Origin of the sequence: Tsukamurella sp. 1534, from assembly GCF_000312385.1 — a bacterium.
GTDB lineage: Bacteria > Actinomycetota > Actinomycetes > Mycobacteriales > Mycobacteriaceae > Tsukamurella.
In genome coordinates this window covers 2,358,030-2,373,642 of sequence record NZ_HE997626.1, presented here as the reverse complement: position 1 = coordinate 2,373,642, position 15,613 = coordinate 2,358,030, and the positions used below count along the sequence as shown (strand labels likewise).

General features: G+C 74.1%; 16 protein-coding genes. 13 read left to right on the top strand and 3 right to left on the bottom strand.

From position 1 onward, the window contains the following. Positions 1 to 43: 43 nt before the first annotated feature. Positions 44 to 1,348, top strand: coding sequence for a sensor histidine kinase KdpD (locus tag BN39_RS11580; protein ID WP_019202568.1), 1,305 nt, complete (start codon positions 44 to 46; stop codon positions 1,346 to 1,348). A gap of 162 nt (positions 1,349 to 1,510) precedes the next feature. Next, complete coding sequence (locus BN39_RS11575) at positions 1,511 to 1,903, top strand: nuclear transport factor 2 family protein (protein WP_019202567.1); 393 nt, start codon at positions 1,511 to 1,513, stop codon at positions 1,901 to 1,903. 87 nt (positions 1,904 to 1,990) lie between these two features. On the opposite strand, the gene BN39_RS11570 is transcribed toward BN39_RS11575, so the two are convergent. From BN39_RS11570 to BN39_RS11560, 3 genes are read right to left on the bottom strand one after another with little or no spacing between them, the layout of a single operon-like run. Next, positions 1,991 to 2,683 carry a response regulator transcription factor gene (locus BN39_RS11570; protein ID WP_040767607.1) on the bottom strand — a complete coding sequence of 231 codons (693 nt, stop codon included), beginning with the start codon at positions 2,681 to 2,683 and terminating at the stop codon, positions 1,991 to 1,993. An 11-nt stretch (positions 2,684 to 2,694) separates the two neighbouring features. Beyond that, positions 2,695 to 3,219, bottom strand: a complete 525-nt coding sequence (locus BN39_RS11565) for a PH domain-containing protein (protein ID WP_019202565.1) — start codon at positions 3,217 to 3,219, stop codon at positions 2,695 to 2,697. Positions 3,220 to 3,228: 9 nt separating this feature from the next. Then, on the bottom strand, positions 3,229 to 4,032 hold the full coding sequence (locus BN39_RS11560; RefSeq protein WP_051159006.1) for a biotin--[acetyl-CoA-carboxylase] ligase: 804 nt from the start codon (positions 4,030 to 4,032) through the stop codon (positions 3,229 to 3,231). A 94-nt stretch (positions 4,033 to 4,126) separates the two neighbouring features. Here BN39_RS11560 and BN39_RS11555 point away from each other — a divergent pair, with 94 nt between their 5' ends. The 11 genes from BN39_RS11555 to BN39_RS11505 all read left to right on the top strand — a co-directional run bounded on the left by BN39_RS11555 (position 4,127) and on the right by BN39_RS11505 (position 15,605). After that, positions 4,127 to 5,782 carry an acyl-CoA carboxylase subunit beta gene (locus BN39_RS11555; protein ID WP_019202563.1) on the top strand — a complete coding sequence of 552 codons (1,656 nt, stop codon included), beginning with the start codon at positions 4,127 to 4,129 and terminating at the stop codon, positions 5,780 to 5,782. Further along, positions 5,779 to 6,045, top strand: coding sequence for an acyl-CoA carboxylase subunit epsilon (locus tag BN39_RS11550; RefSeq protein WP_019202562.1), 267 nt, complete (start codon positions 5,779 to 5,781; stop codon positions 6,043 to 6,045). Before BN39_RS11555 ends, BN39_RS11550 begins: the two co-directional genes overlap by 4 nt. A gap of 2 nt (positions 6,046 to 6,047) precedes the next feature. Further along, on the top strand, positions 6,048 to 6,710 hold the full coding sequence (locus BN39_RS11545; protein WP_040766202.1) for a nucleoside triphosphate pyrophosphatase: 663 nt from the start codon (positions 6,048 to 6,050) through the stop codon (positions 6,708 to 6,710). Positions 6,711 to 6,999: 289 nt separating this feature from the next. After that, positions 7,000 to 8,262 (top strand): hypothetical protein, encoded by a 1,263-nt coding sequence (locus BN39_RS11540; protein ID WP_019202560.1) that lies wholly within the window; start codon positions 7,000 to 7,002, stop codon positions 8,260 to 8,262. A gap of 17 nt (positions 8,263 to 8,279) precedes the next feature. Then, positions 8,280 to 9,569, top strand: a complete 1,290-nt coding sequence (locus BN39_RS11535) for an acyltransferase (protein ID WP_019202559.1) — start codon at positions 8,280 to 8,282, stop codon at positions 9,567 to 9,569. Next, entirely contained in the window at positions 9,566 to 10,255 is a 690-nt protein-coding gene (locus BN39_RS22255) for a VC0807 family protein (protein ID WP_019202558.1), read from the top strand. Before BN39_RS11535 ends, BN39_RS22255 begins: the two co-directional genes overlap by 4 nt. Beyond that, the gene (locus BN39_RS11525; RefSeq protein WP_019202557.1) at positions 10,252 to 11,649 is read left to right on the top strand and encodes a glycosyltransferase; all 1,398 of its coding nucleotides are present in this window, start codon (positions 10,252 to 10,254) and stop codon (positions 11,647 to 11,649) included. Before BN39_RS22255 ends, BN39_RS11525 begins: the two co-directional genes overlap by 4 nt. 1 nt (position 11,650) lies before the next feature. Then, positions 11,651 to 12,913: an acyltransferase gene (locus tag BN39_RS11520; RefSeq protein WP_019202556.1), complete on the top strand. Its 1,263-nt coding sequence runs from the start codon at positions 11,651 to 11,653 to the stop codon at positions 12,911 to 12,913. Further along, positions 12,910 to 14,232: a hypothetical protein gene (locus BN39_RS11515; protein WP_019202555.1), complete on the top strand. Its 1,323-nt coding sequence runs from the start codon at positions 12,910 to 12,912 to the stop codon at positions 14,230 to 14,232. Before BN39_RS11520 ends, BN39_RS11515 begins: the two co-directional genes overlap by 4 nt. 54 nt (positions 14,233 to 14,286) lie before the next feature. Next, positions 14,287 to 15,192 carry a sulfurtransferase gene (locus BN39_RS11510; protein WP_019202554.1) on the top strand — a complete coding sequence of 302 codons (906 nt, stop codon included), beginning with the start codon at positions 14,287 to 14,289 and terminating at the stop codon, positions 15,190 to 15,192. Further along, a complete protein-coding gene (locus tag BN39_RS11505; protein WP_019202553.1) occupies positions 15,189 to 15,605 on the top strand; it encodes a SufE family protein in 417 nt (138 codons plus the stop codon). Before BN39_RS11510 ends, BN39_RS11505 begins: the two co-directional genes overlap by 4 nt. Positions 15,606 to 15,613: the final 8 nt, after the last annotated feature.

Sequence of the window (15,613 nt, the reverse complement as noted above, 5' to 3'; positions counted from 1 at the left end):
GGACCCGCTCGGGTCCCGGCGGTAGTCCGGTAGTCTCCGCCACGTGCGCCTTCGCATCCTGCGCTCCACCATCGCGGTGGTCGCCGTCACCGGCCTGTTCCTCGGCGTTCCGCTGATGGTCTACAGCTGGCTGTGGATCGACGACGCCGCCCGGACCGGCCTGCAGCACCGGGTGCAGCGCGCGGCGTCGGAGATCCTCGAGCAGGAGGAACGCACGGACTCCGTCGGCGAGCCGCCGACCGAGGCGCTCAAGCTGCTCGTCCCCGAGGGCGGGCGCCTCTATCTCAGCTACACCGACCACCTGGGCCACCCGCGCGAACTGCTCCTCGGCGGCGCGGTGGAAGCGCCGATGGTGGAGGGCGTCTCCCTCGGCGACGCCGGCGTGCTCCGGATGGAGCAGCCCATGGCGGGGATCCGCGCCAGCCAGTACCGGACGCTCGCGGTCGAGGCCGCCGTCGTGGCCCTGTCCATCACCGTCGGCATCGTGGTCGCCGCGGTCACCGCGAGCCGGGTGGCCGACCCCGTCCAGGACGTGGCGAACCGCGCGCAGCGCCTCGCCCGGGGCGATTTCCGGCCCGATCCGCACCGGCACGGCATCGAGGAGCTGGACCGCGTGCTCGACGTGCTCGACTCCGCCACCGAGGAGATCGCCGAGCGGCTGCAGCGGGAGCGGCAGATCGTCGGCGAGGTCTCGCACCAGTTGCGCAGCCGGCTCACGGCCGTGCACATCCGCCTCGACGAGCTCACCCTGCATCCCGATCCCGACGTGGTCGGCGAGGCACAGGCGGCCCTGGACCAGGTGGACCGCCTCACGGCGAGCGTCTCGGAGATGGTCGAGGCGGCGCGCACCGTCTCCCACCCGCGCACCGCGGTGGACGTGCGGGCGGCGCTGACCCCGCTCATCGCCGACCTCGAGCCGTCGTTCACCCGGGCGGGACGACGCCTCCTGGTGACGGGCGAGACCACCGGCCGGCTGTTCACCTGGGGCACGGCGGCGCGCCTGCGGGAGGCGACCGCGGTGCTGCTGGACAACGCCCTGCAGCACGGGCGCGGGACGGTCACCGTGGGGTTCGGGTCCGCCGGGGCGCACACGGTCCGGGTCACGGTGGCCGACGAGGGATCGGGCATCTCCGACGGCGACGCGCAGCGCATCTTCGCGCGCGGCTACTCGGTGGGCGCCGGGACGGGGGTCGGCCTCGCCCTCGCCCGCACCTTCATCGAGGGCGACCGGGGCAGGCTGCAGCTGCAGAGCCGCAAGCCCACCACGTTCGCGATCTTCCTCCCCGCCGCGGATCCGGACGCCGGGCCGGAGGACCCGCCCGCGCCGAGGGCGCAGGAGCCGCGCTGAGGTCCGTCGCAACGCGGCGATGGATCGTGGAGTTTTGTCGCAGCCTCCCGGTTTCGAACTGCAAATCACACCACGCGGGACTACGGTGACACCGACCCGACTTGGGTCACGGTGTGCACGAAACGTGCCCACTCTCATCAGATTTCAGAACAGGGGATCACAATGAGCGATGTTCAGGATATCCAGACCCGGTACCGCGAATACTGCGACGCGTGCCAGAGCGGTCGCCTCGACGACATCCACGACTTCTGGTCTCTGCCGGCGCAGTTCCAGGTGGACGAGGGGCAGGGCGCCGCGCAGCGCATCATCTCCACCAAGGAGGAGCTGCGCGCGCTCTACGCCACCGAGTTCGGCTCCTCCACCGGCGTCGACAAGACGATCATCGACGAGATCAGCACCACCATGTACGGCGACAACCTGGGCGTCACCGCGACCAAGCTGCGGCACATGAAGGGCTCCGAGGTGCACGACGTGCAGATCGCGAGCTACACCGCGCGCCGGGTCGACGGGCAGTGGTACTTCACGTCGCACCTCAGCACCCTCGCCAAGGACTGAAGCCGGTACGGCACAGCGCGGTTCGGCGGGCCCGGCAACGCACCGCCGGACCGCGCCCGTGTCACGGGGCCGCGGGCCCGGCGCGCGTCACTCCGCGTCGAACCGGAAGCCCACGCCGCGGACCGTCGCGATCCGGCGCGGCCGCTGCGGGCCCGCGTCGTCGCCGATCTTCCGGCGCAGCCAGGAGATGTGCATGTCCAGCGTCTTCGATCCCCGTAGATCCGAATCGCCCCACACCGCGGCCAGGATCTCCTCGCGGGGCAGCAGCCGGCCCGCGCTCTCCATGAGGAACTTGAGGAGCTCGAACTCCTTGTTGGCCAGGGCCACATCGGTCCCGTCCACGGTGACGCGGCGGGCCGCGGCGTCCAGGCGGATGCCGCCGGCGTCGAGCACCTCCACGGCGTCCGCCGCCGGCACGCTGCGGCGGAGCAGGGCACGGGTCCGCGCCATCAGCTCGAACATCCGGAACGGCTTGCCCACGTAGTCGTCCGCGCCCGCGTCGAGGCCCACCACGAAGTCCATCTCGTCGGTGCGGGCCGTGAGCATGAGCACGGCCACCTCGGGGCGCGCGGCCCGCACCTCGCGGCACACCTCCAGGCCGTCCAGTTCGGGGAGCCCGAGATCGAGGATCAGCAGCGCGAACTCGTCGTTCAGCGCCTGTTTGAGCGCGTCCGGCCCCGTCGCCGCGACGGTCACCTCGTAGCCCTCGCGCGTGAGCGCGCGGGCCAGCGGCGACGCGATCGCGTCGTCGTCCTCCGCCAACAGCACTCTGGTGCTCATGGCCGCCGACACTACTCCGCCCTGCTGGGATACCCGTCGGCCTCGGCGTCGTCGAGCGCGTCGACGAGCAGGGCGTGCACGGCCGCGACCTGCGGAACGTCGGGGAAGTCGAGCGGGTCGTCGCCCGCCGATTCCACGGTGAGCACGCCGCTGCGCAGCAGCCGGTCCGCGATCCGCTGGTGGTACTGCACCGAATTGATCCGGCGCAGCGGGATATCGATGCCGCGCCGGCGCAGCACCCCGGAACGGAACATGATCCGCAGGTCGGTGACCACCAGGTGGGTGGCGCGCAGCCGGACCCACGGGCGCAGCGTGAACCACGCCACGAGCTGCGCCCACACGAGGACGATCCCCAGCGCCCACCACCCGGACGCGGCACCGTCGAGCTTCGCCCGGGTCACCAGCCCGCCCGCGACGCCGGCGGCGGCGGACGCGGCGAACAGCACCAGCACGGGGCGGGTCATCCGCCGGGCGTGCGGGCGCGTGTGCAGCAGCACGTGTTCGTCGTCGACGAGCACCTTGTCCGGGAAGGGCATGCCCCGATGCTAGGCGGGCCGCAGGTGCGTGACGTCGCCCGCGGAGAGCACGTGCCGGGCACCGGCACCGTCGGCGACCACGATCCGGCCCTCGGCGTCCACGTCCACCGCGGTGCCGTGGAGCAGCCGGTCGGCGGGGAGCTGCACGGTCACCTCCTGCCCGACGGTGACGCACGCGCTCAGGTAGTCGGCGCGCGCCGCCGCAGGATCGGACGCCCAGGCCGCGAGCCCGGCGTCCAGGTGGCGCAGGTAGGCGATCGCCAGGGCGGTCCGGTCCGGGTCCCCCGCGCCGGCCAGCTGGAGCGACGTGGCCGTGTCCACCGGCACGTCGGCCGCGGCGAGGGTCGTGTTCAGCCCGGTGCCGATCACGGCGACGAGCGCCCCACCGGGTCCGGTCGCGAGCTCGGAGAGGATTCCGGCGGTCTTCCCGCCCCGCTTGCCCGGTTCGGCGGCGAGCAGCACGTCGTTCGGCCACTTCAGCCCGACCTCGAGGCCCGTGACCTCGCGGACCGCCCGGACCGCGGCGACGCCGGTCACCAGCGACAGCCAGCCCGCGCGGGGCGCGACCTCGGCGGGCACGGCGGCCGTGACGGAGATCGACAGCTGGGTGCCCGCGGGCGCGGACCAGGGCCGCAGGTGCCGGCCGCGGCCGGCGGTCTGCACGTCGGCGATGAGCACCCGGCCGGGCTCGTCCCCGGCCCGCACGCCATCGGCGAGGTCCGCGTTGGTGGAGCCGGTGGCCTCCACCACGGTGACGTCGTGCCAGCGCGTGCCGCGCACCGCCGCCGAGATGGCCGCTTGATCGGGGAGCACCCGTACCTCCTCCACCCGGACCGATCCGGGACCGCACCCGGTCCACGCCGGACCCTGCCGTTATCCCACGACTCTATTGGTTAGAGTCGTGGGCATGACGAGTGCCTCCACCACCGACGGCTCCTCGGGCGCCGGCAACGACGCCGCCGCCGAGCCCAGCATCCACACCACCGCTGGGAAGCTGGCCGATTTCCGCAAGCGCGACGCGCAGGCGATGACCCCCATGGGGCAGGGCGCGATCGACCGCGTGCACGAGAAGGGCCGGCTCACCGCCCGCGAGCGCGTCACCACGCTGCTCGACGAGGGCTCCTTCGTCGAGCTGGACAAGCTGGCGCAGCACCGGGCCACCAACTTCGGCATGGCCGCCAAGCGCCCCGTGGGCGACGGGGTCGTCGCCGGCTACGGCACCATCGACGGCCGCGAGGTGTGCGTCTTCAGCCAGGACTCCACCGTGTTCGGCGGTTCGCTCGGCGAGGTCTACGGCGAGAAGATCTGCAAGGTCATGGATCTGGCCACCAAGACCGGCCGCCCGCTGGTGGGCATCATCGACGGTGCCGGCGCGCGCATCCAGGAGGGCGTGGTCTCGCTCGCCCTGTACTCGCAGATCTTCTTCCGCAACACGCAGGCCTCGGGCGTCATCCCGCAGATCTCGGTGGTCATGGGCGCGGCCGCCGGCGGCCACGTCTACTCCCCCGCGCTCACCGACTTCGTGGTGATGGTGGACCACGAGAGCCAGATGTTCATCACCGGCCCGGACGTGATCAAGTCCGTGACCGGCGAGGAGGTCACCAAGGAGGAGCTGGGCGGCGCCCAGACCCACATGAGCAAGTCGGGCACCGCGCACTACGTGGCGTCGGGCGAGCAGGACGCGCTGGACTACGTGCGCGAGCTCATGACGTACCTGCCCTCGAACAACCGCGCCGAGGCGCCGCGTTTCGTGCCGACCGACCCGCTCACGGGCTCGATCGAGGAGTCGGTGAACGACGAGGACCGCGAGCTGGACTCGCTGATCCCGGACTCGCCGAACCAGCCGTACGACATGCACGAGGTGATCCGCCGCCTGCTGGACGACGACGAGTTCCTCGAGATCCAGCCGCAGCGCGCGATGAACATCATCGTGGGCTTCGGCCGCATCGACGGCCGCAGCGTGGGCCTGGTGGCCAACCAGCCCACCCAGCTCGCGGGCTGCCTGGACATCGACGCCTCGGAGAAGGCGGCACGGTTCGTGCGCTTCTGCGACGCCTTCAACATCCCGATCGTCACGCTGGTGGACGTGCCCGGCTTCCTGCCCGGCACCGGCCAGGAGTTCGACGGCATCATCCGCCGCGGCGCGAAGCTGCTCTACGCCTACGGCGAGGCCACGGTCCCGAAGATCACCGTGGTCACCCGCAAGGCCTACGGCGGCGCGTACTGCGTGATGGGCAGCAAGGACATGGGCGCGGACGTGAACCTCGCGTGGCCCACCGCCCAGTTCGCCGTGATGGGCGCGTCGGGCGCGGTCGGCTTCGTCTACCGCAAGGAGCTGGCCGAGGCCGCGGAGAAGGGCGAGGACGTCGAGGCCCTTCGCCTGAGCCTGCAGCAGGAGTACGAGGACACCCTCGTGAACCCGTACGTCGCCGCGGAGCGCGGCTACGTGGACGCGGTCATCCCGCCCTCGCACACCCGCGGGCAGATCGTCACCGCGCTCAACATGCTGGAGCGCAAGGTCGTCGCGACCCTGCCGAAGAAGCACGGGAACATCCCGCTGTGAGCGCCGAGAAGCCGGTCGAGGCTCCCGCCGCGGAGGCCGAGAAGCTCTGGGCCGCGATCCGGTTCGAGAAGGGCAACCCCTCCTCGGCCGACGTGGCGGCGATCGTGACGGTCCTGGCGGCCGCCGCGGGCTCCACGCCGCAGGCGGGCGTCGAGCTGAAGTCGCTGTGGGGTGACAACCGGGAACGCATGCGGCCGCAGTACTTCAACGGCCCGAACGCGTTCACCAGCCAGACCCCGCTGTTCTGGACCAAGGGTTCGTAGCCATCTCCCCCACTCCGGTCCGCCTCGTCCTCGCGTCGGCATCGCCGGCGCGGCTGAAGGTGCTGCGCGCCGCCGGCGCCGCGCCCCTCGTCTCGGTCTCCCAGGTCGACGAGGACGCGGTGCTCGAGGGCCTCGCGCCCGGCGTCCCGCACGAGGACGCCGTGGCGGCGCTGGCCCGCGCCAAGGCGGAGGACGTGGCCACGCGCATCCTCGCGGACGACCCGCTGCCCGGCAGGGCGGTGGTCATCGGCTGCGATTCGATGCTGTCCATCGGCGGCGAGCTGGTGGGCAAGCCGCTCACCCCCGAGGTGGCGGCGGAGCGCTGGCGCGCGATGCGCGGCGGCACCGGCACACTGCTGACCGGCCACTGCGCGATCCTCGTCGAGGACGGCCGGGAGGCCGGTAGCGCCGCCGGCACCCGAGCGACGGAGCTGCGCTTCGGCGCACCGTCGGACGCCGAGATCGACGCCTACGTCGGCACGGAGGAGCCCCTGCAGGTGGCCGGGGCGTTCACGCTGGACGGCGCGGGCGGCTGGTTCATCGAGGGCATCGACGGCGATCCGAGCTCCGTCATCGGGATCTCGCTGCCCCTCACCCGCTCCCTGCTCGCGGAGCTGGGCGTCGACGTGGTCGCCGTGTGGGCGGGCGCCTCCCGCACGTCCTGATTTCACCGTGGCGAACATCACGCCACAGTCACCCCATTCTCGTAAGCATTGCGTTAACGGCACACGGCCGGAGCGTTTCCGCAGCTCACCCCCGGACCCGGTGCCCGAGTAAGAGAACGGCGTTCACTCAGGGGAATTCCGCCCGAAACGCGGATCCCCGGCATCTCGCCCTCCCGGTCAAGCCTCGGGCACAGTGACGATCGACACCACTCGTTCGGCTCGCGAATGAAATGGACGTCCCTTTAGCGTTCTAAGCGTCCCCGATCGCCGCACAGGCAGGAGCCGCGCCGTGACCAGAACGCTTCGCCGCCTCGCACCGTCCGAGCGCGGGTTCGTCGGCGCCGCCCCCACGACGGTCGCGTTCGAGTTCACCGCACGCGGCGACCTGGACCTCGCGGCCCTGAGCGACGCGTTCGCCGCGGTGCGGGCCGGCCATCCCGCGCTGGACGCCACGGTGGTCGCCGACGGCGACGGCTTCGCGTTCGCCGCGCCGGCCGCCGGGGCGGGCGCCGCGCTCACCGTCGACCGGGTGGGCGTCCTTCCCGCGTCGTTCGCGCCTCCGCTCGTCGACCCGGCGGCGGCGCTCGGCCGGCTGCACGTCGTGACCGACGGCGCCCGGCACCGGGTGACCTTCGGCGCCAACCACGCCCTCGCCGACGGCACGCACCTGTTCGCCCTCGTCGCCGGGCTGTGGTCGCAGTACACGGCGCTGGTGCGCACCGGATCCGCCCTGCCCGTGGAGCCGAGCCCCTTCCCCGCCCCGGCGCAGGACGTGCTCGCCGGCGTCGCCACCGGCACGGACACCGGGCGCGACCGGCTCGGCGGGATCCGCTGGTACGGAGCGGCTCCCGCCGGGCCGGCGCCGGGCGCCGGGGCGCCCCCGGAGGTGGCGTCGCTGCAGTTCTGCGAGGAGGTGACGACGGGCTTCGCCGCCGTGGCGGCGGGCGTCGGGCTGAACGCCCTGCTGTCCGGCGTGCTGCTCTGCGCCGAGCGCGCCGGGTTCATCGGCGAGCCGGCGGACGCGCCGGTCCGGCTCGGCTCCATGACCCTCGTCGACCTGCGCCGCCGCATCGCCCCCACGCTCGGCGCGACGGACGTCACCAACTTCGTGGGCGCGAGCTTCGCCGCGGCCGACCTCACCGCGGCGTCCGATCCGATCGCCGTGGGCTCCGCCGTCGCGGCCGCGGTCCGCGAGGACGTGGCGGCGGGGCGCTGCCTGAACGTGCTCGCCGCCCCGGCCGACCCGGGGCCGGCGCAGCCGCCGGTGGTGCTCAGCAACCTGGGCCCGCTCGCCCTGGAGCTGCCCGGCGCGCTGGAGGGCGAGGCCCTGCGGCCGATCGTGTCCATGGATGCGGCGGCCCTGTACGGCCGCGCCGGGCGGCGGGCACCGTCGCCCTCCGCCACGATCTGCCAGGCCTCCACCTTCGCCGGCCGCCTCGGCATCGAACTGATCACGCTGGGGGGCACCGCCTCCCCCGCGTCCCGCGCCGCCGTCGCCGACAGGGTGACGGCCCTCGTCCACGCCGCCGCCCGACTGGCCCCCGCGGCCTGAGCAGAACCGGAGACGCCATGCACACCCATCGCCCCCTCACCTTCTCGGAGGCCTCGTTCGTGCGGCCTGCCTCGCGGGAGGTCATCGGCACCTCCTTCGAGCTCGACGGCGCCGTGGACGTCACCGCCCTGCGCGCCGCGTTCGGCGCGCTGCTCGCCGAGTACCCCGTGCTCGCCGCCCGGATCGTCACCGTCGGCGGCAGACCGCATTTCGCGCCCGGGGACCCCGCCGTCGCCGCCGCGATCGGGCTGCGCGACGAGGCCGCGCCGTGGGAGGGCTTCGCGCAGACCCCGCCGTGGTTCGTGGGCAGCGAGCAACTCGCGGCGCTCACGCTGACGGGGCTCGGCGAGCGGTACCGGCTCACGCTGTGGGCCAGCCACGCCGCCACCGACGGCTCCGGCATCGTGGCGATCACCGCGCGGCTGTTCGAGCTGTACACCGCGTTCGCGAGCGGCGCGACCCCGATCGTGCGCCCCGCCAGGGACTTCCCCGCGGCGCCGCACCTGGTGATGGCGGCGCGCGGGCACCACCCGGGCGAGCTCGACTACGAGGAGCGGCTCGCGGGCACCACGTGGCACGGGTCGGTTCCCGCCCCGGCCACGACCGCGCCCGCGGGGCCGGACACCGACGACGCCATCCGGATCCGGTTCGACGCCGGCCGCACCGCGGCGCTCGCGGACGCCGCCCGGGCGCACGGGGTGTCGGCGCACGCGCTCGTGAGCGCGCTCATCGCGCGCGCCGAGCTGGCCGAGTCCGAGGCGGGCTCGGCGCTCGCGCTGCTCACCCCCGTCGACTTCCGGGGCCGCATCGATCCGCCGATCCCGCTGCGGTCGGTGACCGCGCTGTGCGGCTTCTCCTACGTGGCCGTCACCGACGGCGCGGTCCCGGAACTGGCCCGCATCGTGGCCGACAGCATCCGCTCCGATGTGCGCGACGGCACCGTCCTGCGCACCGCGGTGAGCCCCATGCCGGACCCGGCCACCCGGCGGCACGGCCCGCCGGTGCTCATCAGCAACCTCGGCGAGTTCCCCACGCTCGCGACGCCTTCCGGGCTCGACGTGCTCGACTTCCATTCGCAGATCGTGCGCAGCGCGGCCGGGATCCACGAGTACGCCTCGGCCTGGCGGGGCGACGGTGCGCCGCCCGCCCCGATCGGCTCGTCGTACCTGATCTCGACGTTCCGCGGCCGGCTCTCCGTCGAGATGCGGGTCCTCCCCGGCACCCTGGGCGACGAGGCCCGCGCGCGCATCCTGGGCCGCGTGGAGGCCGGCGCGGGGGCGCTGGCGGAGATCGGGACCGCCGCATGACGGTACCTCTCGCCGACACCGAATCCCCTCCGGCGCCGCCCTTCTCGTTACTGGTCGACGTGGCGCTGCAGCTGAGCGTGTACTTCGCGCTGCGCTACCTGGTGGGCACCGGCCAGCTCCTGGCGCTGGTCGCGGGAACCACGCTGGTGGCCGCGCGCATCCTCACCCGCACCGCCGTGCGCCGCGCCGCCGACCCGCTGGAGCTGTTCACCCTCGCCCTGCTGGGCTGCTCGATCGTGGCGGCGGCGGTCTCGGGGAGTCCGCGCGTGATCCTGGTGGTGGAGACGAGCATCGGCGGGCTCATGTTCGTCGCGATCCTCGCCGGGCTTCTCCTGGGCCGCCCCGCAGCGGCCACGCTGATCATGCGGCTCACGGTGCGCGGCGACGCCGCCCGCGCGCGGGCCTGGAACCGGCGGGTCCGGGTGTCCCCCCGCACTATCCGAGCGGTGGGGGCGATCGACCCTCTCTGGCTCGTGGGCGTGGCCGCCAGCACCGCGGCCTCCATGACCGCCGCCCTGAGCCTGCCGATCGACTACGCGGTGGTCGCGTGCCAGGTGATCCCCCTGCTCGTCGTGATCCCGGTCCTGCCGATCACGCTGCTGCTCCTGCGCCCCGTGCGCGCCGCGCTCGCGAACGCCGGCCGGAACCCGTCACCGAAGACCGTCGAAAGGACGAACCGATCATGAAGGTGTGCATCCTCGCCATGGGCAGCCGAGGCGACGTCCAACCCACGATCGCGATCGGCCTGGCCCTGCGCGGCCGGGGCCACGACGTGACGATCGCGGCGATGGGCGATCCGCTGGTCACGCTGATCCGGTCCGCCGGCCTCGCCGCGCACCGGCTCAACGAGATCGTGCCCGACTACGACGAGGACTACCGCGAGGTGATCCACCGGCCGGTCGAGCGGATGCGGGCCTACGGCCGGTTCCTGGTGCGCAACATCGCCACCATCTCGCATGAGATCGAGGCCGTGTGCCGCGACGCCGACGTGGTCCTCACCCATTCGGACGCCGTGGATTTCGCGCTTCCCGTCACCCGCCGCACCGGCGCCACGATCATCAGTTACCGGTTCTTCCCGGGCACCACCAACAGCGTGTACCCGATGACCCAGTACACGCCCGCGGGTCTCACCAGCGACGTGCTGTCCCGCTCCCCGCGGGTGGTCAAGCGGGCGACGTGGGCGCTCGGCGACTCGTTCACCTGGACGCACGTGCGGGCCGCGGTGAACTTCCACCGCATGTCCGTCGGCGAGGCGCCGTACCGCTCGCGGCGCGCGAAGAACCGGGACGCCGACGAGATCGTGGACCTGCAGCTCTACGACCCCTCGCTCACCCCGGACCTGGTGCCGGAGTTCAGCCGCACCCGTCCGATGCTCGGCTTCCTCGAGGTGCCCGCCGACGCCTGGCTCCGCCGCGGCGAACAGAAGCGCACGGACGCGGACCTGATGCGCTGGCTCACGGACGGCGACGCGCCGATCTACTGGGGCTTCGGCAGCATGCGGATCGCGGATCCCGACGCCAAGGCCCGGCTGTTCGCGCGGGTCTGCCGCGAGCGCGGCCGGCGCGGCCTCATCGTCGCAGGATGGAGCGATCTGCAGGGTGCCGACCTCGGCGAGCACATCCGGGTGGTCGACGAGGTGGTGCACGCGGAGGTGCTGCCGCACTGCGCCGCCGCGGTGCACCACGGCGGCGCGGGCACCACCGCGGCATCGCTCCGGGCCGGCCTGCCGACGCTCATCAGCCCGGTCCTCGCGGACCAGCCGTTCTGGGGCGCCCGCGTCACCGACCTGGGCGTCGGCGCGTGCCTGCCGATGCGGAGCATGACCCCGGAGCGGCTGCACGCGGCGTTCGACGTGCTGCTCGATCCCGCCACCCGGCGGCGCGCGCAGCGGGTCTCCTCGCTGATCGACCTGGGCGACATCCCCGCCCGCCGCGCCGCCCTGATCATCGAGTCGATCGCGGAGGACGACGGGGTCGACATCACGAACCCGCTGCTCGACATCGAGGCCCCGTCGACCGTCGATTTCGCGGTGTCCTCCGCGACCGGGACGCTCCCGCCCCGCGAGACCATGGAGGTGTGAGATGCCCACGCGCGCACTGACCCCGCTGGAGATCCCGTACGTCGTCACGAACACGACGTCGAGCGGGAGCTTCGTGGTCCGCGGTCCCGTGGACGCTGACCGGCTCGCCGCCGCGTACGCGGCGCTGCGCCGCGAGCACCCGGTGCTCACCGGGCGGATCGTGCCCACCGCCTTCGGATTCGACGTGGCCGTCCCCGACGCGCCCGTCGCGGAGGACGTCGCGCCGGTCACCGTCGAGCGGCGGGCCTTCGCGCCGGGCGATGTGCGCCTCGGCCTCCGCCCCGAGGCGGGCACCGCTGCGCTGCAGCTCGTCTCGGACGGGCTGCTGCACCGCGTGACCCTCGGAGTGAACCACGCGATCGCCGACGGCGCGCACGCGCTGTACCTCAACCTGCGGCTGTGGCAGTTGTACACGGACCCCGCCGCGGAGGCGGCGCCCGCGCCGGGGCTCCCCCTCGCCCCGCTGGATCTCGCGGGGCGCGTGCGGGATTCCGGCGCCGCCGCACCGGCGCACCCGGCGGTGGCGGTGGAGTCCGCCGGCTCGGTGCCCACGGCGGTCGCCGTGGACGGCGGGGAGTTCGGGTTCGAGCGCATCCGGATCGACGCCCCGGCCACCGACGGCCTGCGGCTGCGGGCGAAGGCCGCGGGCCTGAGCATGCACGGGCTGCTGGCCGGGCTGATCGTGGCCGCCGAACGCGCGGAGCTGCCGGGCCCCGTGGACCGGGCCGCGAGCATGGCGGTGTTCAGCCCCGTCGACCTGCGGGGCCGCTGCGATCCGCCCGTCGCCCCCGCGGCCGTGACGAACTTCGCCGGCTCGTCGACGGCGCCGATCACGGTGCGCGGCGACGCCGCGCCCGAGGCGATCGGGCGGGCCGTGCTCGACCGGCTGCGGGCGGACCTCGCGGACGGCACCGTCGCGGCGGCGCTCACCGGCGCCGCCGGGGACCCGGTCACGGGCGGGGCGCCGGTGCGGCTGAGCGACATCGGGGCGATCCCGGCCCCGGCCACCCCCGACGGGGTCGTCGCGCTCGACTTCCACACCAGCTCCGAGGTCGACATCGAGCGGGTGCGCCCGCTGGTGCGCTCGGGCCCACCCGAGGCGCTGGCGCCGCTCGTCGGGCTGCACTACCACGCGCTCACCTTCGACGGCCGGCTGTCGATCGAGCTGCGGCACGCGCCCGGAACCCTGTCCGCCGAGGCCGTCCGGCGGATCCGCGGGCGGATCGAGCGCGCCCTCACCGCTCCCGTGGGGGCCGCCGCATGAGCCGCCGCGTCGGTCGCCGCCCGGCGGAGGACCTCCTCGCCTTCGTCGACCAGGGTGCCGCCGCGGGAACCCGTGCCACGGGCCGCAATTCACTCATCCAGGTGGTGTGGACCTACGACCGCGGCGCCGACCTCGCGGGCCTGGAGCGATTCCGCCGCGCCCTGACGCGGGGGCTGCTGGGCCGCCGGATCGTGGCCTCGCCGGTACCGTTCGGCCGGGACCGCTGGGTGGCCTGCACCGCGGCGCCGCAGACCGCGGTGGCGTCCCGGCCGCGGCCGCGGGCCGCGATCGACGCCTGGCTCGACGAGCGCGCCGCCGTGCCGATCGACCCGTGGTCCGGCCCCGGCTGGCACCTGGGCGTGCTGCCGCTCGACGACGGCGGATCCGCGGTGACCCTGGTGGTCTCGCACGTCCTCGCGGACGGGGTCGGCACGGCGACCGCGGTGGCCGAGGCCGCCCTGGACTCCTCCCGCGCCCTGCCCTATCCGCGGGAGGCGGCGCCGCCGTGGCGCTCGGCGCCGCGGGACGCCGCGCTCGCCCTGCGGGAGCTCCCCGCCGCGGCACGCGCCGCCGCCTCCGCCGCCCGGCTGGCGCGCGGCCGCCTCGCTCCGGCGGACTCGCCCGCCGCGCGCCCGCACCCCGTCGGGCCGGATCGGTGGACCGTCGCCCACATCGACCGGCGGGTCCTGGCCGACCGGGCGGAGGCTCTGGGCGGCACCGAGACCACGCTGCTGCTCGCCGTCACCGCGGCGATCGCGGATGCGATGGGCTGGGTGCGCCCCTCCGACGGCGCGGCCCTGCTCGGCCTGTCGGTGAACCGCCGCGCGGACGGCGACCTGCGGGGCAACGCGATCGTCGATGCCGAGGTCCCCGTCGATCCCGCGGCCGGCCCCGAGGGCGTGGCCGCGCTCCGGGGCCGGGTCCGCGAGACGCTCGCGGGGCTGGGCGACGGCGGCCGGTTCGACGCCTTCGGCCCGCTCATCACCCTGCTGCCCCGGCGCACGCTCGCAGCGCTCATCGACGCGCCGCCCGATCCGTCGGCCCCGGTGACCACGTGCGCGGGCGTCGGCGAGCTGCCCGCGCCCGTGCGCGCCCCGGACGGCTCGCCCGCGGACACGGCGTGGTTCCGGCTGGCCTGGTCCGCCCTTCCCGGGCGCGAGCTCGCGCCCCGGCCGCCGTACCTCTACGCGGGGTGGACCGGCACGGATCGCGAGACCGCCCTGTTCGTGGCCACGAACCTGGCCGCGGGAGGGGAGCTCGAGGCGGTGGCCGGCGCCGCGGTGGCCGCGATCACGGCGGCGCGGCCCACGTTCGCGTGAGCGTCGGGCGAGCGAGGCGGTACGGCGCACCGCCGCGACCGCTAGGCTGGCGATGTGGCTATCGAGACCGATCCCAGCGCGGAGCTGCAGGACTACGCGCACCCCGAACGACTCGTCACCGCGGACTGGCTGAGCGGACACCTCGGTGTCCCCGGCCTGAAGGTGATCGAATCGGATGAGGACGTGCTCCTCTACGACATCGGGCACATCCCGTCCGCGCAGAAGGTCGACTGGCATCTGCACCTCAACGACCCGGTGACGCGCGACTACATCACCGGGGAGCAGTTCGCGGAGCTCATGCGCGAGAAGGGGATCCACCGCGACGACACCGTGGTGATCTACGGCGACAAGTCGAACTGGTGGGCCGCCTACGCACTGTGGGTGTTCACCCTCTTCGGTCACCCGGACGTCCGCCTGCTCGACGGCGGGCGGGACCTGTGGATCAGCGACGGCCGGGACGTGTCGCTGGACCGCCCCGACTACCCGCGCAGCGACTACCCCGTCGTGGAGCGCGACGACACCGCGATCCGGGCGTTCGCCGACGAGGTGCGGGCCGGGATCGGCACGCGGGCCCTCGTCGACGTCCGGTCGCCGCAGGAGTACACCGGCGAGCGCACGCACATGCCGGACTACCCGGAGGAGGGCGCGCTGCGCGGCGGCCACATCCCCACCGCCGTGTCCATCCCGTGGGCGAGGGCGGCGCGCGCGGACGGCCGGTTCCTCCCGCACGACGAGCTGACGCAGGTGTACGCGGAGTTCGACGCGGCGGCGCCCGTCACGGCGTACTGCCGGATCGGCGAGCGCTCGAGCCACACCTGGTTCGTGCTCACCCACCTGCTGGGCTACGAGGACGTGAAGAACTACGACGGCTCCTGGACGGAGTGGGGCAACACCGTGCGGGCTCCGATCGCCCGCGGTGAGGCCCCGGGCTCCGCGCCCGGCGCCGACCAGAGCGCATGAGCGCGCTGCCGGAGCCGCTCGCGGAGATCGTCGACGATTTCGCCGGCGTCGGCGAACAGGACCGGCTGGAGCTGCTGCTCGAGTTCTCCCGCGAGCTGCCCGAGCTCCCCGGGCACCTGACGGCGGCGGCCATGGAGCCGGTGCCGGAGTGCCAGTCGCCGCTCTTCCTCGACGTCGACGCATCCGACCCCGGTGCGGTGCGCCTGTACTTCAGCGCGCCGCCCGAGGCGCCCACCACCCGCGGTTTCGCGTCGATCCTGGCGCAGGGCCTCGACGGGCAGAGCGCGGCCGCGATCGCCGCCGTCCCCGACGACTTCCACCACGCGCTGGGGCTCGACTCGGTGGTGAGCCCGCTGCGCCTGCGCGGCATGTCGGCGATGCTCACGCGCATCAAGCGCAGGCTCGCGGCGTAATCTCGCTC